This window comes from Rubrobacter aplysinae (assembly GCF_001029505.1).
Classification (GTDB): domain Bacteria; phylum Actinomycetota; class Rubrobacteria; order Rubrobacterales; family Rubrobacteraceae; genus Rubrobacter_A; species Rubrobacter_A aplysinae.
Map to the genome: position 1 here is coordinate 1 of NZ_LEKH01000018.1, position 26,933 is coordinate 26,933.

The following is a 26,933-nucleotide window of genomic DNA, read 5'->3' on the forward strand; positions in this document are numbered from 1 at the left end:
GGGAGATCCTCATAGACCAGGGCACCGAAGACGTGTTCTTAGATGAGCAGCTCTACCCGCACATCTTCGAGGAGGCGTGCGAGGCGGCGGGCCAGCCCCTGAAGCTGCGCCGTCAGGAAGGGTACGACCACGGCTACTACTTCATCTCTACCTTCATGGCGGACCACCTACAGCACCATGCCAAAGCCCTCGGAGTGTCTCGGTGACGGGGCAAGTATAAGAACTCCCTATACGGTTCACCGAGTGCAAACGGGGAAGCGTAAGGTAAGCTGTCAGAGGGAGTTTCTCGACGCTATGTTCCCGTTTCCGATAGGAATCCTCGGGCCTTTGAGTGCATCTCGACCCTGCCACTCTCAAGGGGAAGGCTTCATCGCGAGCTATAGTCGAGTTGGCAGCCACACTCCAATGGGAACTGGCCAGCTGAGGAGCCGGACCCTACCGTACACTCTGTCCTATTAGCGTTAAGCCGGAGAGACGAGCGGGCTCTCGGGTCCCACCAACACAACCGGGCAAGGCGCATAGCGTGCAATTCTCTCTACCTCACAACCCGCTAGCAAGCGCTTGATGAGGCTACCTCTCCGTTTGCCCACGATTACCATTCCCGCTCCTATCTCTCCGATCAGCCTAATTATCTCGCTTTCCGGGAATCCCAATCTTATGTGTGTCTCTGCGATGGTCCTACCTGCGGCCTCGACCGTCTCGACCGCGGCTTCCACGATCCGCCGAGCATTCTCCTCTTGCCTTTCACAATGGGTTGACTCTATAAACTCCGGGGCCGACGGTAACAGCAAAGTCCAGATGTGAGCCACGTGTAGCTCCGCGTCCATCTTCTCCGATATGGTAGCCGCCGTTTGGAGGGTTGATGTTGGATCTTCGCTGCCCCAGCTAACCGCCAAGACCTTCACGGCGAGCAAGCCTCTTCGGGGCGACCCGAGTCTCGCATCTCCACGCGAGTACGCTTACGCGCACGGCGTCTGCAAATCAACACGCAATAGCCCGGCCAGAAAATGTTTCGAGTGTAATACATTGTCATAACCACCTGACACACCTTCCCGCAAATCCTCACACAAAAATAGTAGCAGTTGTTCCGCGGGATGTGCGGGTTTTCAGTCGATAAGCCGGGCCAGAGTCGAGGCGCATACGCTCGACGGCTTACGTAGAGTGCCTCGATCAGCAGATCCGGAGCAGAAACCGGGTAGTTAATGCCACAGTGCCAGTTAAGTAGCGCCATCTCCCGAGCACCCGCACTATCGGAGCCCGGAGCCCCTCTTTGAGCCGCTTGTCGTACTGACGCTAGACTATTCTATTGGGTTCAAACTTGGTAGCGTCCCAACTTGGCACGATCTCTAGCCTCGTACCTAGCCAATCGGTCTGCTATGCGTTCGTGGAAGTTTTGAAGGTAGACTGTACAGCATATGTCGGTGGGGCTTTGTTCGACGATCGTAAGGTTCCTAAAGCACTTACGCCGATAAATACCACAAGATTGCAGTAACTGGCGCTATAGTACTAAGGAGCGACGTAGTATTGTACTGCGACACGATACGGTACAGAGTGGAAGGAGCGACGCTTGATAATCCTCACGGCGCCCCCGGAGTTACGTGAGACCGGATCCTACGAGGCGTGCCTGCGTATGCTGCATTGGCGTTACGAGGCCGAGCTCGTTTTCAAGGATGGGGATCTGCCCGAGGATTCGGCTTCCTACGATCCCTCCAATGTGATCACCCTCTACGTGCTGTCCCGCGAGGATGGCACGATAGATCTCGGGGTGTACCGGAAATGGGAACATCTCTGTGAGAAGCTTGGTGCCCAGGCGACCCTTCTGTTCCCCGTTGGAGAGTCGGCCGCTGAACTCGGTAACTTTACCGTTTCTCTACTAAGAGGGTTCGAGGGTAGTGACCAGTACTACGCGATGGTCACCCCAGAGTCCGTCACCTCGAATTCAGGAGGGCCTATGCCCGAAGCCTGGAGTAGAGTACGCTGATGGACCACATCCCGGAGCCAAGTAGAGAGTAGCATGTCTGCTACCTAGAGCTTCAAAGGAACGAGCATATTTCTTGCTGGCGGAGTTTCTAGTATCGGCAGCGATGCGAGCGATTCGGAACTACTCTTGGCCGAGTGCAGAGCGAGGACGAAATGGAAGATACCGCAATCACCATCTACTGCTCGGGCTCTTCACCGCTAAGATGATGACTGGGCCTTTGGCGAAAGGTTTTCTTAGAGGCGTGTCAAGGAGTCCATCCTCCAGGTACGGCGAAGTGCAGTTGTGGTCGTGTGTAGTAGGATATTGAGCATGAAGCGTATCAACTGTATCAATCGTCCGACTACTCTAACCCCTCAGCGAAGATTTGGGTAATGACAAGGTGGACCCTGCCAGGGGCGACGGGTCCCGGACCAACGCGACGCCGATGGTGGACGAGTACAGCCGCGACCTGACGCGGATGGCGAAGGACGGGAAACTCGACCCCGTCATCGGGCGAGCCGAAGAAGTCGAGACCACCATCGAGATTCTCTGCCGGAGAACCAAGAATAACCCCGTGCTGATAGGGGATCCAGGTGTCGGCAAGACGGCAATCGTCGAGGGACTTGCTCAATGGATCGTGGGCGGCGAGGTCCCGGATAGGCTCGCTGATAAGCGCGTCCTCGCACTGGACCTCTCGGGAATGGTTGCGGGGACGCAGTATCGCGGAGAGTTCGAGGAGCGTCTCAAGAAAGTCCTGGAGGAGATCCGGGAGAGCCCGGATGATCAGATAATCTTCCTCGATGAGCTGCATACCGTGGTTGGAGCCGGCGCGGTAGAGGGCTCGATGGATGCCTCCAACATGCTCAAACCCGCCCTGGCATACGGCGAGATGCATCTCGTGGGCGCAACCACGGTAGACGAATACCGCAAGAACATCGAGAAGGACGCGGCGTTGGAACGTCGCTTGCAGCCGATCCTCGTCGGCGAGCCCTCCGTTGACCATGCTATCGAGATCCTGCGCGGCCTCAAGGACCGCTACGAGGCGCACCACCTCGTCAAGATTACCGAAGAGGCTATGGTCGCCGCCGTCGAGTTCTCCGACCGCTACGTCACCGGTCGTTTCCTCCCGGATAAGGCTATAGATCTGATGGACCAGGCGTCGGCTAGGGTGTGCCTGCGCGCGAAGACCGGACCTGTGGACACGAAAGCTCTGGAAGAGGAACTGAGGAGTCTTCAGAGGGAGAAGGATCACGCGGTCATCTCCGAGGACTTCAGGAGGACGAAAGAGCTCAAGGAGAAAGTGGCTCGCCTGCGCGAGCAGATCGCGGAATCCGGCGGCGATCATCGCCCGACGGTGGCGGAGGTGACGGTCGAGGACATCGCCGAGGTCGTCTCTCGGGCAACGGGCATCCCGGTGAGTCAGCTCACCGAGGAGGAGCGTGAGCGTCTGCTTCGCTTGGAAGGACAGCTTCACGAGCGCATCGTGGGCCAGGAAGAAGCCGTCGAGGCGGTGGCCGAAGCCATAAGACGCGCCCGCGCTGGACTCTCCGACCCGAATAGGCCTATAGGTAGCTTTCTATTCCTCGGTCCCACCGGTGTTGGCAAGACCGAGCTAGCGCGCACGCTCGCCGACGCTCTCTTCGGGAATGAGGCGGCGATAGTCAGGATAGACATGTCGGAGTTTCAGGAGAAGCACTCGGTGTCGCGGCTCGTCGGTGCGCCTCCGGGCTACGTCGGGTACGAGGAGGCCGGGCAGTTGACGGAAGCGGTGAGACGCCGCCCGTATTCGGTGTTGCTGCTCGACGAGATCGAGAAAGCGCACCCGGACGTCTTCAACGTACTGCTCCAGATCCTGGACGACGGACGGCTTACAGACTCCCAGGGTAGGACCGTGGATTTCAAGAACGCGGTGGTAATCATGACAAGCAACTTCGGGGCGGAGCGCATCAAGGCGCACGCCCAGCTAAACGAGACGTTCGAGGACCTCAAGGAGGACATGAACCGGCTGCTCAGGAGTACCCTGCGCCCGGAGTTCGTGAACCGCATAGACGAGGTGATCCTGTTCCGCGCCCTGGGCAAGGATCAGATAGAGGAGATAGCGGGCCTCCTCCTCGACCACACTTCGAGACGCCTGAAAAGTCAGGGAGTCGCGATCGAGTTCACCGAGGCCGCCGTGGCACTGATCGCCGAAGAAGGCTACGACCCCGAGTTCGGAGCCCGTCCTTTGCGGCGCGCCATCCAGCGGAGGGTGGACAATGAACTCTCGCGCTTGGTCCTGGGCGGTTCGCTAAAACCGGGAGACAAGGTAGCCGTCGGCGCTGGCGAAGACGGACCTGGATTCGAGGTGATCCACGGAGCGGCCGACTAGGAGGGAATAGGCCTGCGGTGAGATAGCGAGGGGAGAGGCCCCGCTCGCGCGGCGCCTCGAACCTTCTTTCGCTCAAAACGCTCCGCAGGCAAGATCAGTGGTTGGCCGATTCATGGCTGGTCGCCTCGTACACCGAGGCGGCAAAGACCTCCAGATCCTCCCGGCACGAAACGAGAGCCTGCTCGGCCTCCTGTAAAAGCGGAGCGCCGAATCGGTCGCGAGCCCGGATCTTGCCAAACCAAGCCTCTAGCTTGGCAAGGTCCTCCTCGTTCTCCTCCAGCTCGGCGAAGGTGAAATTCTCCTCACCGCGCTCCTTACCCAACTCGGCGTGAAACGCTCGGCACCTCTCTATAACCTCAGAGTACTCAGCGTCGCGGGCCTGGTCGAAAGCCTCGCTCAGGCCCACCTCATCGACAACCGCGTCTCCTCTCAGGAGGCAGGCCACACCTTCCGACTCGCGGATCTCCTGGGAGATACCGCGCATCACCCGCTCGGCCCCCGGATCGGCCGGAAGCGCCGCCACCCCACTTTGCAGATATATAGCGCCTGCGGTTTTGAGCTTGCGCCAGACGCTCGCCCGGTAGCGGCTCGGCTCCGACGGGAGCTTGTACACCAGAACGAACCACTCCTGCCCACGGTTTGTGGCGTCCTTCATTAGGTTCTCATAGTAACAGCCATTAACTCGACTTTGAAACGATGGTGGCCTTGACGAGGTTTTTATGATACTTTTGAGGCGTTGGGGATGTTAGGAAAGGAGGAGAGCTAGTGGCAAAGGCCAGGGAGAAGCAGCTATCCCAGATGGTGAGCGAGCTTGGTCTGGACAAGCAAAACGGCGGTGCGATAGGTCGCCTGCTCAACCACGGAGGGCTCGCGCACGCCGAGGAGGGATCCGACGGCCGCATGAAGATCCAGATCCGGATTCCCGAAGACGAGTTGACCTATTCGCCTTCGATCACCGTCATGCCCCATGCGGGTGAACTCGAGATCGAGTTCTTCAACGATGACACGAACACTCACTGCGCGCAGGTGCCGAGTAATGGTGACTACCAGTGGATATGGTTGCCGAACCATTCAACCGGAAAGGTCACCGTCCAACTCGATGGTCCGGGCTATTACTGGTATAGCTCCAATGTAGGCAACGATGAAGGCCGGGGACTGATGGGGGCAATCGTCGTGATGGGGGAGGTTCCCGAGGAGGCTCGCCTCGACCGTCCGGCCCAGCCACGTCCGTAAAGCGCCCATAGAGAGGAATAGAGAGGAGCATCAGTTGACGCAGGAATACATAGACGCACCGTCGCCGGTCTCTCTCGGGAATTTGAGCACCACGACCGGGGATGCGCCGCCGGTAGCGAAGGACCTCACGTACGAGCGCATCCTCGATGCCCGCTCGGAGCCGCATAACTGGATTACCTACTACGGTGCTTACGACGGGCAGCGCTACAGTCCGCTGGACCAGATCAACACGGAGAACGTCAAGCGGCTCACTCCCGCGTTTGTGTTCCAGTCCGGCTCGCAGGGCCTTCACGCGGGTCCCTCGACATACTCGTTCGAGGCCGCCCCGCTCGTCGTGGACGGCGTCATGTTCGTCTCGGGCTGGGATGGCTTTGTCTGGGCTCTCGACGCCAAGACGGGACAGTCACTGTGGCAATATAAGCACGCGATCCCGTTCGATACCTCGCTGTGCTGCGGCAATGTGAACCGCGGGGTCGCCGTGGCGCAGGGTAAGGTCTTCGTCGCCACCCTGAATGCCCATATAATCGCGCTCGACGCCGAAAACGGCGAGAAGATCTGGGACACCGTACACGGTGACGTGCGGGCCGGTGAGAGCGCCACGGTCGCTCCCCTCGTCGTGAAGGATACGGTCATCGTGGGCAGCTCCGGCGGGGAGTTCGGGGTGCGCGGCCATCTCGACGCCTACAATATCGAGACCGGAGAGCGCGTCTGGCGGTGCTACATGGTGCCGAAGCCCGGCGAGCCGGGGTCGGAGACCTGGCCGGACGATGGCGAGACCTGGCAACGGGGTGGTGGAAACTGCTGGGTCACGGGCACCTACGACCCGGAGCTTAACCTCCTGTACTGGGGGACCGGCAACCCGGCGCCTGACTTCGACGGAGAAGTCCGTCCGGGCGACAACCTCTACACCGACAGCGTCGTCGCCGTGAACCCCGACAACGGCGAGAAGGTGTGGCACTATCAGTTCACCCCGCACGACCTGTGGGACTATGACTCAAACATGGAGAGCATCCTCTTCGAGAAGGACGGGCGCAAGCTACTCGGACACTTCGACAAGAACGGATACTTCTTCATCCTGGACCGCACGAACGGCGAACTCGTTTCGGTAACACCCTTCGTTGACCGCATCAATTGGGGCGAGATCGACTCCGACGGTAAAGTAACGCCCAGCATATACCCCGAGAAGGAGGGAGAAGAGGTCCACTTTTACCCGGGGCCGGCCGGGGGCAAGGAATGGACGCACGCGGCCTTCAGCCCGAGGACAGAGATGTTCTACTGCCCGGTACAGGATACCGGTTCGACGATCGCGCGTAGGCGCAGGGAGTTCAAGGAGGGCATGCCTTACTGGGGAGCGCATGTCATCGTGGACTCCGAGGACATGAAGGGGTCCGTAAGCGCCTTCAACACGGACGGCGAGGAAGCCTGGAGGTGGGAGACTGAGATGCCGATGTGCGCGTCGGTGCTCGCCACGGCTGGCGACCTCGTGTTCGCGGGCGAACCCTCGGGTTATCTAAACGCATTAGATGCGCGCACCGGGGAACATTTGTGGAAATTCCAGTGCGGAAGCGGCCACCACAGCAGCCCAACGACCTACAGCATAGACGGCAGGCAGTATATAGCCGTGCCGGTCGGCTGGGGCGCCTGGGTCGAAGGGTTCCTACCCGGAATGATGGGTGGACCTCATGGCTCCGGTATCTTCGTTTTCGCGCTGCCGGAGGAATAAGCGCAGAGGTCTGATATGGTGAGTAGCATATGCTACTCACCATACTAAAGAAAGAGCATAGGAAAGGAGACGCTAGACATGGAGTGGAAGACCCCCGAGTTCGAGGAAATCGAGATCAGAGCCGAGGTTACCGCATACGCCGCAACCTGGCCCGACTGGGACTGAGATAGCAAATGGAGTGGGCGTTGGGCAATTCGCCCGGCGCCCTCTTTCTGTGAGATGATCTGGATGGAGGACTTGCGTGTGGGTGCGTGTTCTCGGAGCAGCGGCCGGAGGAGGGTTTCCGCAGTGGAACTGCAACTGCCCACAGTGTCGGGCCGTGCGCTACGGCTCGCGGCCATGCCGCTCGCGCACCCAGTCGTCGGTTGCCGTAAGCGCCGACTATCGGCGATGGTTCCTGCTCAACGCCTCGCCCGATATTCGGGCTCAGATCGAGTCCTTTCCGGCTCTGCACCCACAAGGGGTCAGGAATTCTCCACTGCGGACCGTATTGCTTACCGATGCCGAGTTGGATCACAGCCTCGGTCTGCTGCTGTTGCGAGAGGTTGACAGCCTCGAGTTGCATGCCACCGAGGAGGTTCACGAGAAGCTATATGAAGGCACATCGCTGCTCCAGACGCTCGGCGCCTACACCAGCGTCAACTGGCGTCCGGTCTCTACGGGGACGGAGGTACCGCTGGGGGATGGTCTGTCTTATCGGGCCTTTCGCGTTCCCACGAACAAGCGGGCACGCTTTGGGGACGGTGAGGAGGAAGGCGTTGTGGGGTACCGGATCACCGACTCAAACACTGGACGGACTTTGGTGTACCTACCGGGCGCACAGGAGTTGACGGCCTCGGTGCGGGCTCAGTTGGAAGACTGTACATGCCTGCTCTTCGACGGGACCTGCTGGCAGGACGACGAGCTGATCCGGCTCGGCATCGCCGGCAAGACGTCGCGTGAGATGGGACACCTGCCGATCGGGGGCACCGATGGGAGCTTGAAGCAATTGTCCCAGCTCCCCATCGAGCGCAAGATGTACATCCACATCAACAATACAAATCCTATCTTGCTCGAGGACTCGCCCGAGCGAAGCAGCGTCGAGGAGCACGGCCTGGAAGTGGCCGCAGATGGGCTAGAACTGGAGATCTGAAGTTGATAACAGCCGATACTGGCAGCTTTATCGAGGCTTTGCGTGCTCAATCTCAGCGCTACCACAGTGAGCATCCGTTCCATGCGTTGATGAATGAGGGGCGCTTAAACCGCAGCCAGATCCAGGGCTGGGTGGCAAACCGCTTCTACTATCAGGAGAACATCCCGCGTAAGGACGCCGCCATTCTTGCCAACTGCCCCGACCGTGAGGTACGGCGGCGCTGGATCCGGCGCATCCAGGATCACGATGGAACGGCGGACGAAGAGGGGGGCATCGAGGCCTGGCTGCGCCTTGGAGAGGCTGCGGGACTGACGCGAGATGAGATGCTAGACGAGCGGCACATCGTGCCCGGGGTGCGGTTCGCCGTGGATGCTTACGTCACCTTTGCCAGCACCCGCCCCTGGGTCGAGGCGGTGGCTTCCTCGCTGACCGAGTTGTTTGCGCCGGATCTCATGTCGGAGCGTCTGGCCGCATTCGAGCGCTTTTACACCTGGATAGACCCCGACGGGCTCGCTTATTTCCGTGCCCGCCTTACGCAGGCCCCCCGCGACTCCGAGCACGCTCTCGAGGTGGTAAAGGAACACTGCCAGACACCAGAGGAACAGGCGCGGGCTGTGGAGGCACTATCCTTTAAAAATGACGTTCTTTGGAGCATGTTGGACGCCATTGATAGAGCTTATCCGGGCGGCACTCAGGAGGGTGATTCTTGATCGCATCTACTGGACCATCTTATACGGGGCTTTGGATCTGTCGCTCAATTTCAGATTGCATTCAGCTTAATGAGCCAGTTATTGGGAGCGCGCCGCGCTTGGTGTCTGCGGACCATACTACGATACAGGAGGGTATATGAGCACGGCAGTACTATCTACGAATCGTCCTCATTTGCCGCGGCGGGTCCGAATGGAGTGGGACCCAGTGCGGGAACAGCAAGTTCTGCTGGCACCGGAGGAAATCCTTGTCCTGAATCAAACAGGCGCAATCATCCTGGGCCTGTGCGATGGAGATAGAACGGTAGTAGAGATCGTAGAGGAGCTGCGCGGACAGTATAAGACCGTGGCCGACGATGAGGTGCGGGAGTTCCTCGCACGACTCGCCGCCAAGCGATGGGTGGAGCTCGGTGATGAATAGACCGTATGGCATGCTGGCCGAGCTTACTTACGAATGCCCGCTCCACTGCCCGTACTGCTCAAACCCGCTCAATCTTGCGGAATACAACGAGGAACTGAGCACGGAAGATTGGCAACGGGTGATGAGCCAGGCTCGGGAGCTCGGAGTTTTGCAGCTTCACCTGTCGGGTGGCGAGCCTCTCCGGCGCCGCGATCTTGTAGAACTCGTCTCCAGCGCCCGCGACATAGGTCTGTATACCAACCTCATTACGAGCACTGTGGGCCTATCGCGTGGACGGGCGGAACAGCTAAAGGACGCCGGCCTAGACCACATACAGATCAGCATCCAAGCCGACGAGCAAGGCCTCTCCGACCGTATAGCCGGTACTCCTGCCTATGACCGCAAGATCGAGGCGGCCCACATGGTCAAGGAGCTGGATTGGCCGCTCACTTTGAATGTGGTCCTCCACCGCCACAACATCGACAGGGTGGGCCACATCCTCGAGTTAGCCGAGGAGTTGGGGGCCGACCAAATTGAGCTTGCCAATACCCAGTACCATGGCTGGGCCATGCGCAACCGCGCGGCTCTACTGCCCAGCAGGACGCAGCTCGAGGATGCCGAGGAGATAGTACGCGCCGCACGTCGGCGCCTGAAGGGGAAGATGGAGATCATCTACGTTATCCCCGATTACTACAGCAAGTACCCCAAACCCTGTATGGGCGGCTGGGGCAAACAGCAGCTAACGGTGACACCAAACGGAAACGCCCTGCCCTGCCCCGCGGCGCATCAACTCGACCTTCCCCGGGCCAGCGTGCGCGAGCACTCGCTGGAGTGGATCTGGGAGGAGTCGACCATCTTCAATCGCTTCCGGGGCACGGAGTGGATGCCGGAGCCTTGCCAGAGTTGTGATCGCCGCGAGATAGATTTCGGTGGTTGTCGCTGCCAGGCGTTCCAGCTCACCGGTGACGCCGCACGAACCGATCCAGTCTGCCACCTCTCGCCAGACCACGAGATCGTGGCTAAGGCGGTACGAGAGGCCAACGAAGACGCCCAGCCAGACGAAGCAGAGCTCATCCACCGTGCGAATGCTGCCCGGCGGGCGTAAGGATTAGTGCGGCTTGGTCTGCGACTTGGGGGAATCGGACCCGCGCGTGTACGGTAGTTGGTGGGCGGCTATCCGTCCACTGTGAGTTACTGTGCTCGAAAGCGCAATCGTTCGTGCAAGTAGAGCAAGCAGTCTCCGTGACGAGCGTGACGAGCGTGACGAGCTACAGCGGCGATCCCATGCTGTACTCTCACTAGCTCGCAAGGCAAGTCTCTCGTTCCCGGCTCCGCCTCTGGTGGCTGACGTTGTAGACAAGCTTCCCGACCGTCTTGCGATGAGTTCGTTCGCCGACAAGGTCCACCGTTGAGTTCAGGATTTTTCTCGGTGGCCCGCTAACGATAGGGACGATACTCCAGCATCATCTAGCAGCTTCACTCCAGATAACTTGGCCCTTGACCAAATCTGCCTGGTCAAGGGCCAAGTTACCGTCAAGATACTTTGATCTAGCCGATTACTCTATAGTCTCCATCATTATCAAGACTACAGAAAAGACAATCAGACCGACTCCAGAGGTCGCAGCGGCGACTGCGCGCCTCTGCATCGCCGGGATCACGCGCAGGAGGGCGACACCTACGACAAGGCCGGTGAGAGCGAGTAGCGCGCTTGACCACGCTTGCTCACCGAAGGCTTGTTGCATAAGCGAACCCCCCGCCGGGTTACCGACCAGACCAAAGCTGAAGTTGTCGAGAGCCAGAATAATCGGCAGCACCCATACCGGCCATCCCACAGAAGCTGCTCCTGCTTGACGCGCCGTGAAACCAAGAAAAGCCATGCCAATCAAATAGATACCCAGGATAGCCGGGAGCCCGATCTCCAGGATTTCGCCCATCTCGCCCGACATCATCAAAGGCGTAGCCGCCCCGAGCCCTACTCCTATAAGGAATCCGATGGCGTCGGCAAGGCCGAAAAACGCGGCGAGCAGCAGACGGTGCGACCATTTGCTTAGAAGCGGGCTGACTACTATGCAAGCGATCAGGCTGTCAAGACCTAAAAGCAGGAACCCCATATCAATACTCTCCCTTTCCTCCTTGTAACCTTGCAGGTACCCCTAACACCCGCATAACATACTCCATGTTAGCTGCAGTAATAGTAGCAACTTATCAGATGCTAGTCAACAAACATGTAGCCTTTACAAGAATTTTCCTATCTCTACCGAGCCGTCGTACGCGAGAATTATAAAGGCTGTCTGAAGCAGTAATCTGGTTACATGGGACTTAGTGTACAAATCGCCTACTAAGCTATGAATTTCGTCGTGCTCGGGAGTGTTCTGGGTGGATCGTAAAGGCGTGCCGGGAACACTTCAAGGCGTTTGCAGCTGCCGTCTATGAGGGCGCCGACCACGGATCGGCTGATTAGTTGTGAGAGCTCCAGCCGTCGACGGAGAATGGCGCTGCCTCGCGTTCTCGGGGGACGGGGTGCGAGTAACCTTAGAAGAGTGGAGGCGTCGGGCCGAGCGCTTGAAGGCCGAGGCCTACGCCGTGTATCTGGCTTACGAGGACCCTCGGATGGCACTCTACGCCAAGCTGTTTGCCACCCTCTTGGTTGCCTATGCTTTCAGCCCCTTAGATCTGATCCCGGACTTCATCCCGATCCTCGGCTACCTGGATAACCTCCTCCTGACCTCTCTGGGCGTGGCCCTCGCGATGCGAATGATCCCCCAAAGAGGTCCTCTTATTCGGCAGTCGGAATAGGGCGCGGGAGATGGTGGAGAGGGGTGAGGCCCGTGAGCTGGCCTGCCACCGTCATCGTTATCCTCTGGTTGACCCTGGCTATACTCTCCATCTACGCGGTGGTGAGGATAGTCCTGAGTTGAGTAATTCCGGAGACACCTTCTATTCACCCCAGGTCTTACGCAGGACGCGGACCCAATTCTTGTGGGCGAGCTTTCGGAGTGCCTGGGCATTGTAGCCCCGGTCTCTGAGCGCCGACACGAACCTCGGTAGCCCTGATACATCGCCTATCTCTTGTGACACTGGAACCCCATCGAAGTCAGAACCGAAGCCGACCCTGCCGATACCGACTCGCCCTACCAGGTAGTCGATCTGCCGCACCATTACCTTCAGAGAGGTGTCCTTATCGCTGACCCCGTCCTCGCGGAGGTTGTGGGGGGCGAAATTGAGGCCCACCATTCCGTCCGAGGCGGCTATGGCGTCGAGCTGCGGGTCCGTGAGGTTCCGGGTGGCGGCGCAGATGGTGTATGCGTTGGAGTGGGTCGCCACGAGCGGGGCATCCGAGAGCGCCGCCACATCCCAGAAGCCTCGTTCGTTCAGATGCGACACATCTAGCATGATGCCGAGGTCGTTGCAGGCGCGAACCAACTCCTTACCGGCTTCGGTTAGGCCCGGACCTGTATCCGCCGAGCGCTGAAACTGCCAGGCGACACCCTCGGCAAAGGCGTTCGGACGGCTCCAGACGAGGCCCAGCGAACGCAGCCCTGCTCGGTAGAGCACGTGCAGCGCATCGAGGTCGGTGTCGATCGCATCCGCACCCTCTAGGTGGAGTACCGCCGGCATCACTTCTTCATCCAGGCACCGCTGAAGGTCAGCGGCAGTGTGGACGATCTTGAACTGCCCGTCCGAGCGATCTTCGATCTTGAACAGCATGGCGGCAGCAGCCATCGAGTAGCGCAGCGCGTACGCAGGATCTAGCGCGGATTCGGAATTCTGACCTCTTGGTGAGGGCACCCAGACCGCGAAGAAGCCGCCCCCAAAGCCGCCCTCCCGTGCCCGGGGCAGATCCAGGTGGCCCCGCTCACCGCGCTCGAAAAATGCACTAGGTCCGCCCCCATCCGGCTCAATGAGCCTTTCAAGCACATCGTTGTGTCCATCGAACACGATCGGAAATACATCTCGACTCATACGAGAATCTCCCTTCTTGACGATACACTCTACCGCTAACTCGTGGCGGTGTGCATGACGCGAAACATCTGAAACGCCTACCTCTCGGCTCTCCTGCCGAGCAGGTGGATCCAGCGGGCCACACCCCTGTAGGGGTCCTTTCGTCCCGCTGCCCATTCGAGCTCCAGGGCATCCTCCAGCACATCGGGGACTGCGGGAGTGTCGCCGAGGTGTTCCGTGAAGCTCCTTACCCCGTGCCAAGCTATAACCTCGGCACCGGCGGACTCAAGGATATCCCGGAGCCCAGCTACCGTGTCGGCTCGCGTAAGTGTTCCAAAGGGTCCTTCGTCCCAATTCGCTTCCAAAGAGCCTAGTGCTTTCCGGTAGTGGCCCTGGAGGGCCGGGCGCATGGCAAGCGCATCGGCATTCTTTGCCAGCACCGAGATCAAGCTGCCGGGCCGGACGAGTCTGACCAGAGCTCGCACGAGCGGCCCCGGGTCTTCGACGGAGGGTAAGACCCCGTGACAGGTAGTCGCATCGAAGATCGTCTCGCCGAGCAGGCCCGGCGCTTCCTCACCACGACCCTGCACCAGCCGCACGCGGCTACCGGTCGCTGCATCTTCCCTCTCAAGCGCCTGTCGCGCCCGGGCAAGCGCCTCTTCAGAGGGGTCCAGGATTGTCACCTCGTAACCCTTCTTAGCCAACGGGATGGCGACACGCCCGGCCCCGCCGCCCACGTCTACAATAGCGGCCGGCGGCGGTGGCAGGTGCTGGATCAGGTCTCGAACGAGGATCCCGCGTCGTATCGCGCCTCGCAGGGTCTCGTGGTGCGCCACGGCTCCCCGTGCGGAAAACCCGGACGGGCCTTTCACTAACGCGTCAGCCGCGAGGTCAGGGGATTCTTCGTGCATATCATCCGCGTAGTGGTTTATGGGTCGCTGGTAACGGACGATCCAGGCATCAGAGGAGAACTCCGTAAGACACCGCAGCAGGGTTGCCGTCGCCTCACGGTACTCTCCGAGATCGTGGAGACTCATAGCCAGAAACGCTCGCAAAGCCTGGTTCTCCGGGAATCGCGCCAGGCCGCGTTTCAGAACCTCTGCTGCCTTCGCCGGCTCGCCCACGGTGCGGTACGAGCTGCCGAGGTCGAGGGCAGCCTCCTCCGTTTCCTTATCCGATAGACCGCCCGCGATCGCTTGCTCGTACCTGGGAATGGCTTCTCGCTCGTGGCCCAGACTACCGAGGATACGGGCGTAAGAGAGGCTGGCCGCCGCGTCGCCGGGATCGTCCTCTAGCACGCTGCGCAGTATCTCTGACGCCTTACCTTGCCTACCTTCCCGTGCCAGGTGGTCTGCTTCGTTTATCCGGTCTCCCATGCACACTCCTCAAGATGCGACTTTCGATATTATGTAACAAGATGGGTTGGAAAGAGTGCGCGTAAGCGCTTTTGGGGAGGGGAGTACAGATGTTGACCGAAGAACCACGTGTGGCCGGACAGAGGATTCTGGGCTTTGCCGGCAGCCTGCGCTCCGGCTCTTACAATCGCGCGCTTTTGAGAGCAGCGGCCGAAGAGGCTCCGGAAGGAATGTCCATAGAGACCTTCGACCTCGCAGATATCCCACTCTACAATCAGGACGTAGAGGACCAGGGCGACCCCGAGCCGGTAGCGGAGTTCAAGGAGGCTATAAGTCGCTGCGATGGGGTTTTAATCTCCACCCCTGAATACCAGCACGGCATGAGCGGTGTGTTGAAGAACGCGCTGGACTGGGCTTCCAGGCCGGCGGGTAGGTCAGTGATGAAGGGCAAGCCGGTCGCGATAATGGGAGCGAGCCCCAGCCCCATTGGTACCGCCCGCTCCCACCTCCAGCTCCGGCACACCCTCAACTACCTGCAGGCCGACATGGTCTTCCGTCCCGAGGTGCTGGTCGCCCAGGCCCGGGAGAGATTTGACGAAGAGGGACGATTTACCGACGAGACCGGCCGGAGGTCCATGGCCGAGTTGCTGGAGGCGCTAGCCAAGAAGGTTGCAGTCAGAAACTAGCAGATCACTGCGCGGCGGGGCTAAAAGCCTCCGCCATTAGATGAAAGGAGGAGATCGTGCCAGACTACGATATGGTGGTCATCGGTAGCGGTTTTGCAGGCTCGACAGCTACGCTGAGCTTCTTGGAGACGACGGAAAAGGCCGGCCAAGCTGGCCGTGTAGCGTTGATTGAGGCGGGGAAGAGAGGCGTGTGGCCGGGAGCTTCGCGCTGGGCGAGGCCTTTTCTGCGACTCAATCGCGACAACAAGCTCTTGCGCGACCGGGTTGTCGGCGTAGAGCATGATCGTCGGAGCATGTCGGATCTCGACTACTGGCGCAAACTCGAGGATGAGGTGCCGAGCACGGTCAAGTTCATGGAGGACCACGGCGTCAAGCTGGACCATCACGACGAGGAGAACGCCGCCATGGACTTCGAGGAGCAGCACTTCGTCTTTCTGAGAAGTGGCGGCAAGGAAATTATAGATTTTTACCTGGAGCACATCGCGAAGTATGAGACCGTCGACGTACTCTGGGAGCACGAGGCGATAGAGTTGACCGTCGACGACGAGGGGCGAGTGGGCGGCATCGTAGTGCGTAAGCCCGACGGTCAACAGCGCACCATCACAGCCCATACGGTTATCCTGGCTTGTGGAGGCTTCGGGGGGAATCCGGAGATGCTCCGTGAACATACCGGCCAGGATACAGAGGACCTTCCGACTATCGCCCCCGGTATACGCTACAACCGTGGCGCCGGCATCCGTATGGCGATGGATGCCGGGGCTGGCACGGCCGGGCAGTTCGACATGTTCCACGCCGAGCTCGTTGATACGCGGGCGAGAGCGTACCACGCGGTCATCTGGGGCTTGAACTACGGGATCGTGGTCAATGAGAACTGCGAACGTTTCCACGACGAGGGCGAGGACTACCTCTTCGCCACCTCCGAATTGATTGCCTATGACACCTGGCGTCATCAGAACCAGAAGTCGTACTTCATCACCGACAAGACCGTGATGGATCGTTTCGAGGGTAGCTGGGTCTACGAGAGAACCGACAAACCGCCGGAACAGTCCGACACGATCTCCGGTCTGGCCGAGAAGCTCGGCCTCGACCCGGCGAAGCTCGAGGCGACAGTAAGTGAGTTCAACGCGGCCTGCGGCCCCGGCGACTGGAACCCGGTCAAGATGGACGGAAAAAAGACCTCGGGGATCACGCCGCCGAAATCGAACTGGGCAAATCCTATCGTTGAAGCGCCCTTCTTCGGGTTCCCGATGACGGCGCACTTCATGTTCAACTTCGGCGGGCTGAAGGCTGACATGGACGGGCGTGCGCTAAACGCAAACGAGGAGCCGATCCCCGGTCTCTACGCCGCAGGCGAGATCACAGGGCTTTTCCACCACAAGCAGCCACCGGCAACGTCGGTGCTGCGGGCGAATACCTTCGGACGCATCATCGGCGCAAACATCGCCAGGTCACTCCCGGAGACGGCCGCGGCACATAGGTAAGATCCGTTTAGCTAACCCGATGTGCAGGTTTTTTAGTCAAGGAGCCGAGTCAGTTGCAAAGGACTGTGCCCACTCTGTTCGCCTAGAAAGAACGCCAGTGTATGGATCAAGACCTTCCTGAGCAGTCTGCTCGCCAGATGCCAGAGGTCTCGCGCCCACAAATGCTGTATCGTATAGCGCTCGGTGAGTTGCCCAAAGACGGTGTCTATATGGTAGCGGAGTTCGCTCAAGAAGGCACTACTACGAGAATTGGGGTCTTTGGACCTGCTCGCGTATGGAGCAGCAAACTCAAGGCCTCCTTCTTGCAGCTCTCGGACCGTGCGCGGCGAATGGTAGTTGCGGTCTCCAACGACGATGCCTGGTAGAGGAGTCGGTAGAGATCTTGCACCAGCACTTGTAGCTTACGTATCTTTCAGACAACGTCCAGAGCACCCACGCGTAAAGAACGTCTGTATATACGGCAGATCCAGTTAGACGATATTCAGACAGGATAATCTATATTATCTGGCATGATGGGTGGTGCAAATTTAGCCTAGATATAGGGCTTTGCGCCTGTAGAGGACGTTGGAGTGATTATCTGGCACGGCCCGAGGCCATTCTAGCTACCGGGACCGACTGCCATGGCACAGGCGGGCCGTTCACTCTCGTATCAGGCGCACCTCTACATCGAGATCGAGCTCGGCCCAGACCCGGTCCGCCGTGTACGCCGGTAGCCCGAGCTTCGCTGCCAAAGCCAGGCACGCGCAGTCTCCCAGCGAAAGGCCATGCTCGCGGTTGGCCAGACGCAGCACACCTGTGGCGTAGGCGAACTCCTCGTCTACAGAATGCACCTCAAGCGCAAGACCCTCCAGAGCCTCGCGTGTTTCGGCCTCCGGCATCCCGCGCTCGGCGAGCTTACCCACCACCTCGGCGAGGTTCATCGACCCGATAATCGCTCCCGATAGTAGGGGAGCCACGACCTCCTGACCGGGCTCACCGTCAAGCAAAGCAAGGAGGGCTGAAGCGTCTAGTACCACGCCCCGGCCAGCGTCGGGCCTTCCAGCCTTGCTCACGACCGCTCCGAGTCCCGCGTGACCTCGGACTCGACCTCCGCACGCCGATCCGCCAAGAGCTCTCCGGAGAGGTCACTACCCTCAGGGACGTAACGACGCACCAGAGTCTGAGCTCGAGAGATGGCCTGGGCAGGCGTAGAGATCCTGAGCCCATCCTCGTCGGCGTGCAATATTGCCTCGTCTCCATCCTCAAAACCTAAAGCTCGGCGAAACTCTGCCGGAATAATCATTCGACCATTTTTGCCTATCTTTACTTTTTGGTCCATGTGTCCTCTTAATGAGCCAATTTAGCCAAATAGTGTCAATAAGTTTATTATAGACAATCCTCGAATTATCGCCAAATAGCTCAGCTATCAGCTACGTTCGGGGCTATCGACATCCCAAAAATAGCTTATGTAAATTACACTTTTCGCAAATGATATACTGCTCCGCAGAGAAAGAACAAAGTAAGAGCTGAGTAAGCCATCCAGGTAGCTATATCGGGGGTGTTTGGAAGTTTGGATAGCAATGATAGAGGCGATACACGGTCAGGGCACATAGAAGCCGAGGACTACTCTGATGATCACTCTATTAGTATAAGTGCCACCGACTCCGACAATGATGCTACTGCTGAGTCTAACGAGCAGGTCATCGAGGTACTGCCGGAGCATGTTTCAGTGCAGCCTCTGGACTCTGTGGACGATGAGCTGCCCGAGCCTGCTCAGTCAGATCGCAAGGTGGCTCACCGCCTGGAGCGGTTCTCGATGGCCGGCTCAAAGCAGGAGCTCATCGTTTCAGAGAGCCTGGCTCCGGATGCGAACCCGGTCTCGGCGTATCTCGCCGGTCTTTCCGAGAGCTCGTGCAGGCCGATGCGCACCAATCTTGAGAATATTGCACATTTCGTCTCCGGTGGCCGGGCTTCGGCGATGCAGCTCGCCTGGTGGAACCTGCGCTTTCAGCACACTTCGCTCATCCGCTCCACTCTGGCCGAGACCTACGCTCCTTCCACGGCGAACCTGATGCTCTCGGCGCTGCGAGGGGTGTTGCGGGCCTGCTTCAGGCTCGGCTACATGTCCGCCGACGACTACGGGCGCGCGGCGGACGTGGGCGCGGTGCGTGGCAGCCGCCTCCCCCCCGGCCGCTCCATAGACCGGGGCGAGCTGTTCGAGTTATTCCGAATATGCTACACGGATAACAAAAAGGCCCGGGGGGCACGGGACGCCGCTGCTCTTGCACTTCTGTACGTGTGTGGTCTCCGGCGCAGCGAGCTGGTCTCTTTGGATGTCTCGGACTACGATCCCGAAAGCTTGGAAGTAAGGATAAGGGGCAAGGGAAACAAGGAGAGGCTCGGCTATGCCGAAGGCGGCGCTGACAGGGCGATAAACCAGTGGCTCTCTATTAGAGGAGATACGGAAGGTGCGTTGCTACTGCCCATCAACAAGGGCGACAGGATCGTCCATGAGCGCCGGGATGGTGGCGGAGACAACTGTGGAGAGGTTCATCCGGCTAGGATGACCGACCAGGCGATCTACGACGTGGTGCGGCGCCGCCAGAGAGAGGCCGGGGTGAAGCACCTCTCGCCACACGACTTTAGAAAGACATTCATAGGGGATCTACTGGATGCGATAGGAGATCTCTCTGCGGCGCAGCAGCTCGCCGGGCACGCAGATCCCTCCACCACCGCGCGCTACGACCGGCGCGGGGAGCGGGCAAAGAGGAAGGCTGCGAGCCACCTGCACGTGCCCTACTTCGAGAACAGGCACAGTGGCCCCGGGCAATCGTGAGTCTTCCAGGCGACCCGGGAGATTCTATACGAATGTACGAATATAAGCGTGGCGAGTTGCTCGGAGTCTGAGTGTGACAAGTAACCATCCAGAGTTCACGAAGGTGTATAGCAAACCCTAGCTCGATCGAGGCTAGGTTATGGCTCTCTCGGTCTTTGGATCGAACAGGCGTACCTTGTCAGCCTCTATCCCGAGCCTCAGGCTACTGGTCTTACTCGCCTGACTTTCCGCCGAAACCCGGGCCACCATCATCTCCTCGATCTCCGCAGAGCTCCCAGAGCCCCCATTCTCGGAATCACCGGGGCTGGCGCCATCACTGACGCTGGTCATCTCATCGAGGCTCTTTGAGTGCGCTACCTGCTCCCTTCCAGGTGCGAAGTACACATACTTCTCACTACCCATGCTCTCTATGACCTCCGGCTCCACCTCTAAAACGCTCTGCGAGGCATTCAAGTCTCCGGAGCCGTCCAAGCTCGCTAAACTCGCATCCTCCATGTGCTCGGGCCGGATACCTAGGATCACCCCGGAGCCCGCGTACTCCCCGATTTCGGGGTGCCCGGATACCGGCTCTTTAGCTAGCGGTATCCTAGTCTGCCTCGCACCTTCTCCGAATACGACCGCGTAACCGGAGTAACCAGAGGGGCTCTCTGAATCACGCTCGAGGTGGGCGTTTATAAAGTTCATGGCCGGGCTACCGATAAACCCAGCGACGAACACGTTGCGTGGCCGCTCGTACATCTGTTGTGGGCTCGCCACCTGCTGTACCTCGCCATCCTTTAAGACCACTATCCGGTCAGCCATCGTCATGGCTTCGGTCTGATCGTGGGTGACGTAGATGGTCGTCGTCCCGAGCCTGTTGTGCAGCTTACTGATCTCGGTTCGCATGTTTACCCGGAGCTTTGCGTCCAGGTTGGATAGCGGCTCGTCCATGAGGAATGCCTTGGGCTCTCTCACTATCGCCCTGCCGAGGGCAACCCTCTGCCTCTGGCCACCCGAGAGTGCTTTCGGCTTACGGTCCAGAAAGCTCTGTATACCCAGGATATTTGCAGCTTCCTCGACGCGGCGGTTTATCTCCTCTTTGTCCTCTTTCTTGAGCTTCAGGGCGAAGCCCATGTTCTCGCGCACGTTCATGTGAGGGTACAGAGCGTAGTTCTGGAAGACCATGGCTATGTCCCGGTCACGGGGCGGGAGGTCGTTAACCACCTGCTCGCCGATGTGGATCTGTCCGGAGGTAATATCCTCTAGGCCCGCGATCATGCGAAGCGCGGTCGACTTGCCGCACCCCGAGGGCCCGACGAACACGACGAACTCTCCATCTGGGATGTCGAGGTTCATGTCTCTTACCGCTACCACGCCCTCGCCGTAGACCTTACACACATCCTCTAGCAATACCTCTGCCATTAGCCTGCCCCTTTCCCGGGTGTGAGCTGAGAGTAGCAGCCCCAACCTGTAATCGACCTTTTACAGGCTTACTCAAGCCCCTCTAAGTACTTCGCTATTTCAAGTTTAACCCTATGATCTGATAAAGTAAAACAAATTGAGTTACTAACTGTGGTCAATAAAGTATTAAACTTGCAAACAGTAAAGGAGTGTACATTTTGGGCGAGATGCTACATGAGGACAAGCCCTGGGGCGCATTTAATCAGTATACGTTCAACGAGGCTACTACGGTCAAGATCATACGAGTAGAGCCCGGAAACAGGTTGTCTCTGCAGCGCCATGGTAAGAGAGAAGAACTATGGGTTGCGCTGGATCCGGGGTTGGAGGTCGAGATCGATGGTGATGTTAGTAGCCTGGAAATAGAAGAGAAGATTAAGATCCCATGCGGCGCTGCGCATAGGATGAGCAACGTTTCCGATCACGATGCCAGAATGCTCGAGATTAGCTTCGGCGACTTCGACGAGGATGACATAGAGAGGCTCGAAGACGACCATAATAGGGTATAGACTTTTAGTGGTTGTATCTGCACCGGCCTGATTCGAAGGCCGCTACCTGTTGCACCATTTTCTTCAGCGGACAAGCCTCTCAGCCAGCGTACGTGCTCCACAGATTACGCTTCTCTCCCCGAGAGTCGCGCGGCGCACGGGAATATGGCTGAACGCCGGCATTATGGGTTCCGTGCTCAAAGCCCGCTGCACCATCTCAAAGAAGATCTGCGACTGAGCTACTCCGCCCCCGAGTATTACGATGTCTGGATCGTAGGCGTAGATGAAGTTCACCAAGGCGCGCCCGAGATGCCCCGCAGCCTCTCGCAGAATCTCTCTAGCTTCCACCTCGCCGGCGCTGGCCGCCCGGGCAACGTCTCGCGCCGTGACGGAGCCGTCCATGACGGAACCGTTTCCGGGGAGAGGCTTCCAGCCTCTGCGTAACGCCTGCCGGGCGATCGCGGTCCCCGAGGCTACCGCTTCCACACAACCGTTACGCCCGCAGCCGCAAGGAAACTCCCGGTCGGTTACCGTAGTGTGGCCCAGTTCCCCGGCAAGCCCTCGCGAACCGGAGAATATCTGTCCGTTGACGATCAGCCCAGCGCCGACGCCAGTGGAGACCGTGACGTAGAGTATCGAGTCATGGTCGTGGCCCGCGCCGAAGGCAGCCTCGCCTAGGGCACCCAGGTTGCAGTCGTTTTCCAACACTACCGGGGATGAAAGGCGGGCCCCGAGCTCGGCCGAAATTTCGAGCTCCCACCACGGCCTCGAGAGGTTTGGCGGGTTCAGGACCACCCCGTTTACCGGGTCCAGAGGTCCCGGAGACGCTACTGCTACCGACTCTATGGGCTTGCCTCCCGCCAGCTCGACGACAGCCTCCGCCAACTTTTCGAGCACCTCTCCTTCCGTGGGGGTGTCGAGCACTCGGCAGAGTTCGGGCCTCTCCACGGAGATCTCCCGGAAAACCTCTATCCTGGTCTTGGTACCGCCCACATCAACTGCGGCCCGCAGCGCCATCCTAGACGGTCTCCACTCCCCGCAACTGCGGGTGGTAAGTCGTATGTAGCACCGAGGCCGCCCCTCCGACCGAGCCGGAGTACGTCCCGCCGTGCGAAAGCTCCACCCTAGTGTGTTGCAGGTTACGGGCAAGCGTCGTCTGCCGGAGGATCTCCTCTATCTCCTGCACGTAGATCCCGGCAGCCTCGCCCAGGCCCTTGCCTCCCAGCACAACCAGCTCCAGGTCGAGCGTGTTCACCAGGTCGACCACCCCCTGCCCGAGCATCCTCGAGGAGCGTACTAACTCGTCGCGCGCGAGCGCATCGCCCTCCACGGCCGCCGCACTCACGTCTTCGAAGAGAAGCTCGCCTCTCTCCCACTGTGTCATTATGCTCTGCACTCCCGCGTCTAGCCGCTGCTGTACTCGACGGGCGACCGCCGCCGGAGCGCAGTACATCTCCACGCAGCCTCTCCTGCCGCAGAAGCACTCGGGGCCTTCTATGTTGAGAGTGGTGTGGCCGAATTCCCCAGCGTTGGATGAGGAGCCGCGCAGCAGACGGTTGTCCAGGAACAAGCCGGCTCCGATACCGACGCCGACGTAGATGAAGGCGAAGTCTCGCGCTCCCTGCGCGCCCCCGGACCATCTCTCCCCCACGGCCGACGCCGTCGCGTCGTTATCCACCAGCACGGGTAGGCCGACCTTCTGCTCCAGGCTATCCTTGAGGGGCACCTCGGTCCAGCCCCTCAAGTTCGGCGGATTGTAGACTACGCCGGTGTCGTGATCCAGCGGCCCAGGACAACACACACCCAGCCCAAGAACCTTTCCCCTTTCTAGCTCGGAACCTATCAGCGAGTCCTCCACGAGTTCCGCCACTTCACTGACAACGGCATCGGGGCCATGCTCTTCAGGTGTTTCCCTCTCCGTGGTGTATACGACCCCGCCCGCCAGATCAAGCACAACCAGCGTTATCTCGTCGCAGTCGATCTGCACTCCCAGCGCGTATCCAGCTTGCGGATTTATTTGAAGCCCCACTCTGGGCTTGCCCACGCTAACCGGCGAGACCTTCTCACTCTCAACGACCAGACCCTTCTCCAAAGTTCGCCGGACTATGTTGGAGACCGTCTGAGCCGTTAAGCCAACTCTCTTTGCAATCTCGACCCGGCTGATGCCTCCGTTCACCCGGATGAGTTCTAGAACCACCTGCTCGTTGTAGTCCCTAACCCCCAACAGGTTCGTACCATTACCCACGCATTCTCCTTCTTCGGAGCCTGTGACTGCCACTATACCGTTATCGAATAAATCACTCAATTTGCTTTAATAATAGTCAAATGGTAACGTGGCCGCAGGTGGAGGACAGAAAGAGCATTAGTATCAAGGAGTGATAGCTGTCCGCATGGACCACACCACACGTCAGCAAGAGAAAAGCAGTCCTGAGCAAGCTCCGATGGATGTTATCGTAATCCCTCACTCTCACTGGGACCGGGAGTGGTACCAGACCTTCGAGGAGTTCAGGTTCAACCTGGTCCATTTCATGGACGAGCTCATCGAGCAACTCGAGACCGACGAGGGCATGCGGCACTTCATGCTGGATGGTCAGGTGTCGCTTATCGAGGATTACCTGGAGGTCCGCTCTGAGAATGGAGAGAGGCTGCGACGGCTTATCCAGGACGGCCGGATAGAGATCGGTCCCTGGTACGTCCAGCCCGACGAGTTCTTGATCTCCGGGGAGTCCTTGGTGCGCAATCTTCTCATAGGAGATCGTCAGGCGAGGGACTACGGCCCCGTGATGAAACAGGGTTACGTCCCCGACACCTTCGGCCACGTGGGACAGCTCCCGCAAATATTGCAGGGCTTCGACATCGGCGCCTTCTACTTCATGCGGGGCCTGGGGGAGGACGTCGACGAGCTTGGCTCGGAATTCTGGTGGGAGGCGCCCGACGGTTCAAGGGTAATGGCGCACTTCCTCTCGGAGACGTACTCAAACGCCGCAGTGCTGGGCTCGGACCCGGAGAGTATGTCGTTTAGGCACGAGATGATCTCGGCTCCCAGTAGCTACATGGTCAGCTACGATAGCCTCTACGAGCTTCGTGACCGGTTGGCGGCGCGGACGGTCAGTAGGACTATCCTGCTCCTAAATGGCAGCGATCACGTCACCGTGCAGCCAGACTTTTCCCGGCACGTCTTCGACCTCAACCGCTCCATGCCCGACCGTATATTCAACGGCAGGCTAGAAGACTTCGAGCGGCGCGTCCTCGCGTCGGGTGCCGAACTGAACACCTATTGGGGAGAGCTTAGGTCTCCCCGGTACCAGCCGGTCCTGCGCGGGACGCTCTCTTCGCGGACGTACATAAAGCAGGAAAACGCCCATACCCAGCACCTTCTAGAGGGGCTGGCCGAGAGAGCGGCGGCCGTCGCCTACGCGCTCGGGGGCAAGGACTACCAGCCTTTCCTGAGATACGCCTGGCGAGATTTGGTCAAAAATCACGCCCATGATTCCGTAGGCGGCTGCTCTACGGACACGGTGCATCGACAGATGATGCACCGCTTTGATACCGCCAACCGCGTAGGACAGAAGGTCATAGACGAAGCCCTCAACTTTCTCACCACCAGGGCCTCGGCAGCGCTCGGGATCGGCGCGGTACCGGTCGTCGCGTTCAATCCCAGCTCATGGAAGCGTAGTGGCGCGGTACGCGTGGACGTTTCTCTGGATGCCGATGCTCCGCTACGCCAGAGGATCTTCGGTTATAGCAGCGCCACTGACCTGGACTTGGAGCAGTTCGTCTTGCTGGACCCGGACGGCGAAGAGGTTCCGTTCGTCATTAGAGACAGCAAGTTGCGCATCGAGGATGCGCTCTACCGCAGGAAAGCGGTCCGCAGGCAGACCATCGAGTTCGAGGCTCTCCGGCTCCCGGCGCTCGGACATAAGGCCTATCAGCTTGTGCGCGCTGCAGACCGGGAACGCGACAAAAGCCTCCAGCAGCAGAGCCAGGCTCTAGTCCTGGAGAACGAGTATGTGCGAGTGCTGCCCGAAGACGATGGCACATTGACCATTACCGACAAGTCTACCGGGCGTGAGTATCCTGGTTTGAATCGTCTCGTGGACGACGCGGACGCCGGAGACGAATACAATTTCTCCCCGCCAGAACTCCAGCACCGGATAGTTTCCACACAGGCGGATTGGCGGGTCGAGCAGGGAGATGACGAGCGGCACCTGGTTCTCAGGGCGGAGCTAGAGTTGCCGAGAGGATTGACCGAAGACCGCTCCGGGCGCTCGGAGGATCTTGCGCGCTGCCCGGTAGTGGTACACGTACATCTGCCGTCTAACGCGCGGCAGGTAAGGATCTCGACGGAGTTCTACAACCGGGTAAAGGACCACCGCCTGCGGGCAATTATCCCCAGTGGCTTCGAGGCGGAGGAGTCAATCGCCGAGAGCGCCTTCGGGACGGTGAGGCGTCCAACTACTGTAGAAGACAGCTCGGGCTACAGAGAAGAGGACTCAATGACCTTCGCCCAGCAGCGCTTCGTGCGCGTCGAGGAAGGCGGAAGCGGGATCGCGGTGCTGAATAAGGGTCTCAGCGAGTATGAGGCTTCCCCGGACGGAGAGGTGGCGCTGACGCTGTTGCGCTCGGTCGGATGGCTTTCGCGCAACGATCTATCTACTCGTATTGGGCATGCGGGTCCAGAGCTCGCCACGCCAGAGGCGCAATCTCAAGGGCGGCAAATGTTCGAGTATGCAGTCGTTCCGTACACGGATAGTTGGCCTGAAGGCAGCATATACAGAGAGGCTGAGGAATTCTGGCTGCCTTTGCAGGCTAGAGCGGGCCAGCGACTGCAGGACGATTTCGAAAGCCGCCCGGAGTACGCCAGAGGGTCTTACATGCGCGTGGACAATGAGAATGTCGTCCTCAGCGCCCTAAAAAAGGCGGAGAACATGGACGGCCTGGTGGTGAGGCTCTTCAACGCCTCCGGAAAGGAGGAGCAAGTCGTACTGCGTTTTGGCTTGCCGATTGTCTCGGCTTACCGGACAAACCTGAACGAGGAAATCTTCGAGCAGATAGCTCCCGATGACGACTCGGAGAGCGAGCTCCACCTTACTGTCGGCGGTTCGGCGATAGAAACCTTGATGGTCAAGACGCAGGCCGACGGACAATAGCGTCACGGAGACCGATGGATTTGCACAAGCACCGGCTGGTCCGGTCTCCAGCGAGG

General features: G+C 59.3%; 26 protein-coding genes. 16 read left to right on the forward strand and 10 right to left on the reverse strand.

What is annotated here, in order from left to right; all coding sequences use genetic code 11:
- A partial coding sequence (locus tag ABD53_RS13510) for an alpha/beta hydrolase-fold protein (protein ID WP_047866351.1) occupies window positions 1-206 on the forward strand: 206 nt, incomplete at its 5' end.
- A 255-nt stretch (window positions 207-461) separates the two neighbouring features.
- On the opposite strand, the gene ABD53_RS16165 is transcribed toward ABD53_RS13510, so the two are convergent.
- Window positions 462-905: a universal stress protein gene (locus tag ABD53_RS16165; RefSeq protein WP_235401641.1), complete on the reverse strand. Its 444-nt coding sequence runs from the start codon at window positions 903-905 to the stop codon at window positions 462-464.
- Between the two features lie 662 nt (window positions 906-1,567).
- Here ABD53_RS16165 and ABD53_RS13520 point away from each other — a divergent pair.
- Window positions 1,568-1,981, forward strand: a complete 414-nt coding sequence (locus ABD53_RS13520) for a hypothetical protein (RefSeq protein WP_047866352.1) — start codon at window positions 1,568-1,570, stop codon at window positions 1,979-1,981.
- A gap of 364 nt (window positions 1,982-2,345) precedes the next feature.
- Window positions 2,346-4,328 (forward strand): ATP-dependent Clp protease ATP-binding subunit, encoded by a 1,983-nt coding sequence (locus ABD53_RS13525; RefSeq protein WP_327287106.1) that lies wholly within the window; start codon window positions 2,346-2,348, stop codon window positions 4,326-4,328.
- A 94-nt stretch (window positions 4,329-4,422) separates the two neighbouring features.
- On the opposite strand, the gene ABD53_RS13530 is transcribed toward ABD53_RS13525, so the two are convergent.
- Window positions 4,423-4,983: a Chromate resistance protein ChrB gene (locus ABD53_RS13530; protein WP_047866353.1), complete on the reverse strand. Its 561-nt coding sequence runs from the start codon at window positions 4,981-4,983 to the stop codon at window positions 4,423-4,425.
- 110 nt (window positions 4,984-5,093) lie between these two features.
- Between ABD53_RS13530 and ABD53_RS13535 the strand changes: the two genes are divergently transcribed.
- From ABD53_RS13535 to pqqE, 7 genes are all read left to right on the forward strand, one after another.
- A complete protein-coding gene (locus ABD53_RS13535) occupies window positions 5,094-5,561 on the forward strand; it encodes an MSMEG_3727 family PQQ-associated protein (protein WP_200900389.1) in 468 nt (155 codons plus the stop codon).
- A 34-nt stretch (window positions 5,562-5,595) separates the two neighbouring features.
- On the forward strand, window positions 5,596-7,284 hold the full coding sequence (locus tag ABD53_RS13540) for a PQQ-dependent dehydrogenase, methanol/ethanol family (RefSeq protein ID WP_047866354.1): 1,689 nt from the start codon (window positions 5,596-5,598) through the stop codon (window positions 7,282-7,284).
- A gap of 78 nt (window positions 7,285-7,362) precedes the next feature.
- Window positions 7,363-7,449, forward strand: coding sequence for a pyrroloquinoline quinone precursor peptide PqqA (gene pqqA, locus ABD53_RS18030; RefSeq protein WP_084709682.1), 87 nt, complete (start codon window positions 7,363-7,365; stop codon window positions 7,447-7,449).
- 82 nt (window positions 7,450-7,531) lie between these two features.
- A complete protein-coding gene (gene pqqB, locus ABD53_RS13545) occupies window positions 7,532-8,416 on the forward strand; it encodes a pyrroloquinoline quinone biosynthesis protein PqqB (protein ID WP_235401643.1) in 885 nt (294 codons plus the stop codon).
- Complete coding sequence (gene pqqC, locus ABD53_RS13550) at window positions 8,413-9,126, forward strand: pyrroloquinoline-quinone synthase PqqC (protein WP_407690115.1); 714 nt, start codon at window positions 8,413-8,415, stop codon at window positions 9,124-9,126. Before pqqB ends, pqqC begins: the two co-directional genes overlap by 4 nt.
- A 190-nt stretch (window positions 9,127-9,316) precedes the next feature.
- Complete coding sequence (gene pqqD / locus ABD53_RS13555) at window positions 9,317-9,544, forward strand: pyrroloquinoline quinone biosynthesis peptide chaperone PqqD (protein ID WP_200900391.1); 228 nt, start codon at window positions 9,317-9,319, stop codon at window positions 9,542-9,544.
- The gene (gene pqqE, locus ABD53_RS13560) at window positions 9,537-10,628 is read left to right on the forward strand and encodes a pyrroloquinoline quinone biosynthesis protein PqqE (RefSeq protein WP_047866357.1); all 1,092 of its coding nucleotides are present in this window, start codon (window positions 9,537-9,539) and stop codon (window positions 10,626-10,628) included. Before pqqD ends, pqqE begins: the two co-directional genes overlap by 8 nt.
- Before the next feature lie 451 nt (window positions 10,629-11,079).
- Here the strand turns inward: pqqE and ABD53_RS13565 are convergent, their stop codons facing one another.
- Window positions 11,080-11,634, reverse strand: coding sequence for a hypothetical protein (locus ABD53_RS13565; protein WP_047866358.1), 555 nt, complete (start codon window positions 11,632-11,634; stop codon window positions 11,080-11,082).
- 451 nt (window positions 11,635-12,085) lie between these two features.
- On the opposite strand from ABD53_RS13565, the gene ABD53_RS16170 reads away from it, so the two are divergent.
- Window positions 12,086-12,319, forward strand: coding sequence for a YkvA family protein (locus ABD53_RS16170; protein WP_053058085.1), 234 nt, complete (start codon window positions 12,086-12,088; stop codon window positions 12,317-12,319).
- A 141-nt stretch (window positions 12,320-12,460) separates the two neighbouring features.
- On the opposite strand, the gene ABD53_RS13575 is transcribed toward ABD53_RS16170, so the two are convergent.
- Window positions 12,461-13,486, reverse strand: coding sequence for a dipeptidase (locus ABD53_RS13575; RefSeq protein ID WP_047866359.1), 1,026 nt, complete (start codon window positions 13,484-13,486; stop codon window positions 12,461-12,463).
- 77 nt (window positions 13,487-13,563) lie between these two features.
- Window positions 13,564-14,841: a tetratricopeptide repeat protein gene (locus ABD53_RS16175; RefSeq protein ID WP_053058086.1), complete on the reverse strand. Its 1,278-nt coding sequence runs from the start codon at window positions 14,839-14,841 to the stop codon at window positions 13,564-13,566.
- An 89-nt stretch (window positions 14,842-14,930) separates the two neighbouring features.
- On the opposite strand from ABD53_RS16175, the gene ABD53_RS13585 reads away from it, so the two are divergent.
- Both ABD53_RS13585 and ABD53_RS13590 read left to right on the forward strand, forming a co-directional pair.
- A complete protein-coding gene (locus ABD53_RS13585) occupies window positions 14,931-15,506 on the forward strand; it encodes an NADPH-dependent FMN reductase (RefSeq protein WP_047866360.1) in 576 nt (191 codons plus the stop codon).
- 56 nt (window positions 15,507-15,562) lie between these two features.
- Window positions 15,563-16,987: an FAD-binding protein gene (locus ABD53_RS13590; RefSeq protein WP_047866361.1), complete on the forward strand. Its 1,425-nt coding sequence runs from the start codon at window positions 15,563-15,565 to the stop codon at window positions 16,985-16,987.
- Window positions 16,988-17,625: 638 nt separating this feature from the next.
- On the opposite strand, the gene ABD53_RS13600 is transcribed toward ABD53_RS13590, so the two are convergent.
- Both ABD53_RS13600 and ABD53_RS18035 read right to left on the reverse strand, forming a co-directional pair.
- A complete protein-coding gene (locus ABD53_RS13600) occupies window positions 17,626-18,039 on the reverse strand; it encodes a type II toxin-antitoxin system VapC family toxin (protein WP_200900394.1) in 414 nt (137 codons plus the stop codon).
- Window positions 18,036-18,305, reverse strand: coding sequence for an AbrB/MazE/SpoVT family DNA-binding domain-containing protein (locus tag ABD53_RS18035; RefSeq protein WP_047866362.1), 270 nt, complete (start codon window positions 18,303-18,305; stop codon window positions 18,036-18,038). The genes ABD53_RS13600 and ABD53_RS18035 overlap by 4 nt, the downstream gene beginning before the upstream one ends.
- A 231-nt stretch (window positions 18,306-18,536) precedes the next feature.
- On the opposite strand from ABD53_RS18035, the gene ABD53_RS13610 reads away from it, so the two are divergent.
- Window positions 18,537-19,802 carry a tyrosine-type recombinase/integrase gene (locus tag ABD53_RS13610; RefSeq protein ID WP_152670784.1) on the forward strand — a complete coding sequence of 422 codons (1,266 nt, stop codon included), beginning with the start codon at window positions 18,537-18,539 and terminating at the stop codon, window positions 19,800-19,802.
- A gap of 132 nt (window positions 19,803-19,934) precedes the next feature.
- On the opposite strand, the gene ABD53_RS13615 is transcribed toward ABD53_RS13610, so the two are convergent.
- Window positions 19,935-21,203 carry an ABC transporter ATP-binding protein gene (locus ABD53_RS13615; protein WP_047866363.1) on the reverse strand — a complete coding sequence of 423 codons (1,269 nt, stop codon included), beginning with the start codon at window positions 21,201-21,203 and terminating at the stop codon, window positions 19,935-19,937.
- A gap of 206 nt (window positions 21,204-21,409) precedes the next feature.
- Between ABD53_RS13615 and ABD53_RS13620 the strand changes: the two genes are divergently transcribed.
- On the forward strand, window positions 21,410-21,748 hold the full coding sequence (locus ABD53_RS13620) for a phosphomannose isomerase type II C-terminal cupin domain (protein WP_047866386.1): 339 nt from the start codon (window positions 21,410-21,412) through the stop codon (window positions 21,746-21,748).
- Between the two features lie 63 nt (window positions 21,749-21,811).
- Here the strand turns inward: ABD53_RS13620 and ABD53_RS13625 are convergent, their stop codons facing one another.
- Together ABD53_RS13625 and ABD53_RS13630 are read right to left on the reverse strand one after the other, a co-directional pair.
- Complete coding sequence (locus ABD53_RS13625) at window positions 21,812-22,744, reverse strand: ROK family protein (protein WP_053058089.1); 933 nt, start codon at window positions 22,742-22,744, stop codon at window positions 21,812-21,814.
- 1 nt (window position 22,745) lies between these two features.
- Complete coding sequence (locus ABD53_RS13630) at window positions 22,746-23,972, reverse strand: ROK family transcriptional regulator (RefSeq protein ID WP_047866364.1); 1,227 nt, start codon at window positions 23,970-23,972, stop codon at window positions 22,746-22,748.
- Window positions 23,973-24,102: 130 nt separating this feature from the next.
- On the opposite strand from ABD53_RS13630, the gene ABD53_RS13635 reads away from it, so the two are divergent.
- Entirely contained in the window at window positions 24,103-26,877 is a 2,775-nt protein-coding gene (locus ABD53_RS13635) for an alpha-mannosidase (RefSeq protein WP_152670785.1), read from the forward strand.
- The last annotated feature ends 56 nt before the right edge of the window (window positions 26,878-26,933 follow it).

Bases quoted from the DNA above. Each gene is read 5' to 3' on its own strand.
- ABD53_RS13575 (WP_047866359.1), bottom strand. From the start codon at position 13,486: ATGAGTCGAGATGTATTTCCGATCGTGTTCGATGGACACAACGATGTG.
- ABD53_RS13625 (WP_053058089.1), bottom strand. From the start codon at position 22,744: ATGGCGCTGCGGGCCGCAGTTGATGTGGGCGGTACCAAGACCAGGATA.
- ABD53_RS13565 (WP_047866358.1), bottom strand. From the start codon at position 11,634: ATGGGGTTCCTGCTTTTAGGTCTTGACAGCCTGATCGCTTGCATAGTA.
- ABD53_RS13615 (WP_047866363.1), bottom strand. From the start codon at position 21,203: ATGGCAGAGGTATTGCTAGAGGATGTGTGTAAGGTCTACGGCGAGGGC.
- ABD53_RS13585 (WP_047866360.1), top strand. From the start codon at position 14,931: ATGTTGACCGAAGAACCACGTGTGGCCGGACAGAGGATTCTGGGCTTT.
- ABD53_RS13530 (WP_047866353.1), bottom strand. From the start codon at position 4,983: ATGAAGGACGCCACAAACCGTGGGCAGGAGTGGTTCGTTCTGGTGTAC.
- pqqE (WP_047866357.1), top strand. From the start codon at position 9,537: ATGAATAGACCGTATGGCATGCTGGCCGAGCTTACTTACGAATGCCCG.
- ABD53_RS18035 (WP_047866362.1), bottom strand. From the start codon at position 18,305: ATGGACCAAAAAGTAAAGATAGGCAAAAATGGTCGAATGATTATTCCG.
- pqqD (WP_200900391.1), top strand. From the start codon at position 9,317: ATGGAGTGGGACCCAGTGCGGGAACAGCAAGTTCTGCTGGCACCGGAG.
- pqqA (WP_084709682.1), top strand. From the start codon at position 7,363: ATGGAGTGGAAGACCCCCGAGTTCGAGGAAATCGAGATCAGAGCCGAG.
- ABD53_RS13620 (WP_047866386.1), top strand. From the start codon at position 21,410: ATGCTACATGAGGACAAGCCCTGGGGCGCATTTAATCAGTATACGTTC.
- ABD53_RS16175 (WP_053058086.1), bottom strand. From the start codon at position 14,841: ATGGGAGACCGGATAAACGAAGCAGACCACCTGGCACGGGAAGGTAGG.